This is a genomic window from Streptomyces sp. SBT349 (assembly GCF_001083795.1).
GTDB lineage: Bacteria > Actinomycetota > Actinomycetes > Streptomycetales > Streptomycetaceae > Streptomyces.
On record NZ_LAVK01000624.1, the window covers coordinates 1 to 1,856 of the forward strand.

Annotated in this window: 3 protein-coding genes; 1 reads left to right on the forward strand and 2 read right to left on the reverse strand. The window is 74.1% G+C overall.

Annotation, left to right across the window (positions count from 1 at the left end):
- Positions 1-57: 57 nt before the first annotated feature.
- Both ADY01_RS35285 and ADY01_RS35290 read right to left on the reverse strand, forming a co-directional pair.
- Entirely contained in the window at positions 58-861 is an 804-nt protein-coding gene (locus tag ADY01_RS35285) for an exodeoxyribonuclease III (protein ID WP_199826402.1), read from the reverse strand.
- Positions 862-881: 20 nt separating this feature from the next.
- Positions 882-1,277, reverse strand: a complete 396-nt coding sequence (locus ADY01_RS35290) for a GNAT family N-acetyltransferase (RefSeq protein WP_049580939.1) — start codon at positions 1,275-1,277, stop codon at positions 882-884.
- 23 nt (positions 1,278-1,300) lie between these two features.
- On the opposite strand from ADY01_RS35290, the gene ADY01_RS35295 reads away from it, so the two are divergent.
- The gene (locus tag ADY01_RS35295) at positions 1,301-1,789 is read left to right on the forward strand and encodes a GNAT family N-acetyltransferase (RefSeq protein WP_049580940.1); all 489 of its coding nucleotides are present in this window, start codon (positions 1,301-1,303) and stop codon (positions 1,787-1,789) included.
- Positions 1,790-1,856: the final 67 nt, after the last annotated feature.

Consider the following 1,856-nt stretch of genomic DNA (forward strand, 5'->3'; position numbering starts at 1 on the left):
GGCGGATCGACCTGGTCGTCGGCTCCCCCGGGCTCGCGCGCCGCGGCGGCTCGCCGCTCAGTCGCCGAACACCGCGGTGACGGGCGCGTGGTCGCTCCACCGCTCGCCATGGCTGGCCGCCCGCTCCACCCGCGCCCGCACCGCGCGCCGCGCGAGCCCGGGGGAGCCGACGACCAGGTCGATCCGCCAGCCCGCGTCGTTGTCGAACGCCCGCCCGCGGTAGGACCACCAGCTGTAGGGTCCCTCCCGGCCGGGGTGCAGGGCCCGCACCACGTCACTGAGTCCGCCGTCACCCGGCGCGAAGACCCGGCCGAGCCAGGCGCGTTCCTCGGGGAGGAAGCCCGCCTTGGCGCGGTTCGCGCGCCAGTTCTTCAGGTCCGCCTCGGTGTGCGCGATGTTCCAGTCGCCGCAGACCAGCACCTCGCGCCCGCCCGCGGCGGCCTTCTCCCGCAGCTCGGTGAGATAGGGGAGGAACGCCTCCATGAAGCGCTCCTTCTCGGCCTGCCGCGCCGTCCCGGCCTCGCCCGACGGCAGGTAGAGGCTCCCCACCGTCACCCCCGGCAGGTCCACCTCCACATAGCGGCCCGCGCGTTCGAACTCCGGCGCGCCGAATCCCACGCGCACCGCCTCGGGCGCGCGCCGGGTCAGCAGGGCGACGCCCGCGCGCCCCGGCGTGTCAGCCGGTGCCCACACGGTGTGCCAGCCCGCGGGGGAGCGGACGGACTCGGGTAGTTGGTGTTCCTGGGCCCGCACCTCCTGGAGGCAGACGACGTCGGCGTCCGTCGTCGCCAGCCACCCCAGATACCCCTTGCGGGCGGCGGCCCGGAGGCCGTTGACGTTCACGGTGGTCACGGTCAGCACCGCTCGACCGTACAGGGACGTCACAGGGGGATGAGGCCCGCGGGGGTCGGGCGGAAGCCGCAGGCGTCGAGGTAGAACCCGCTCAGGTGGTCCTCGAAGTCCACGTGCAGCCAGGCGCATCCGGCCTCCCGGGCGCCTTCGGTGGCCAGGGTGACGAGACCGGTGCCGATGCCCTCGCGGCCCGCGTCCGGGGCCACGACGGTGTCCAGGAGGAACGCGTGGCCGCCGCCGTCCCAGGCGACGTTGACGAAGCCGACCAGCGTCCCGCCGGGCCGCCTGGCGCACACCCACCCGAGGCTGTGCCGCCGCACCCTGGCCCACCAGTCGTCGTCCCCCGGCTCATGGCCGAAACCCGCCGCGTGGAGCGACTCGACCTCCGCGCTGTTGAATGGCCCACACCAAGCAAAAGTGATCATCCGACCGATCCTAGGATGACTCCATGAACATCGTGACCTCGCGTTTCGACCACCCGGACGCGCGCAAGCTCAACGATCTCGTGCAGGCCGAGTACGCGGAGCGGTACGGCGACGGGGACATCACGCCGCTCGACCCGACGATGTTCGACCCACCCTCGGGGCTCTACCTGCTGGCCTACGACGCCTCCTCGCGGCCGGTGGCCACGGGGGGCTGGCGGGCGCAGCGGGCCGGGGACGGGTACGAGGACGGCGACGCGGAGATCAAGCGGATGTTCGTGGTCACCGAGGCCCGCGGCCAGGGCCTGGCCCGGCGGATCCTGGCGCGCCTGGAGCAGACGGCGCGCGAGGCGGGCCGGGTGCGGATGGTGCTGGAGACGGGCACCATGCAGCCCGAGGCGATCGCGCTCTACGAGAGCAGCGGCTACGAACTGCTGCCGCGGGACCGGAAGTTCGGCCTCTATGCGGCCGAGCCGAACAGCCGGTGCTTCGCGAAGGCGCTCCAGGTGTACTGACCCGTGAGGTCGGGGCCGCGCCGGCGCCGGCGCGGTCAGGCGGGGACCGGGGCCGCGGTGCGGGGGG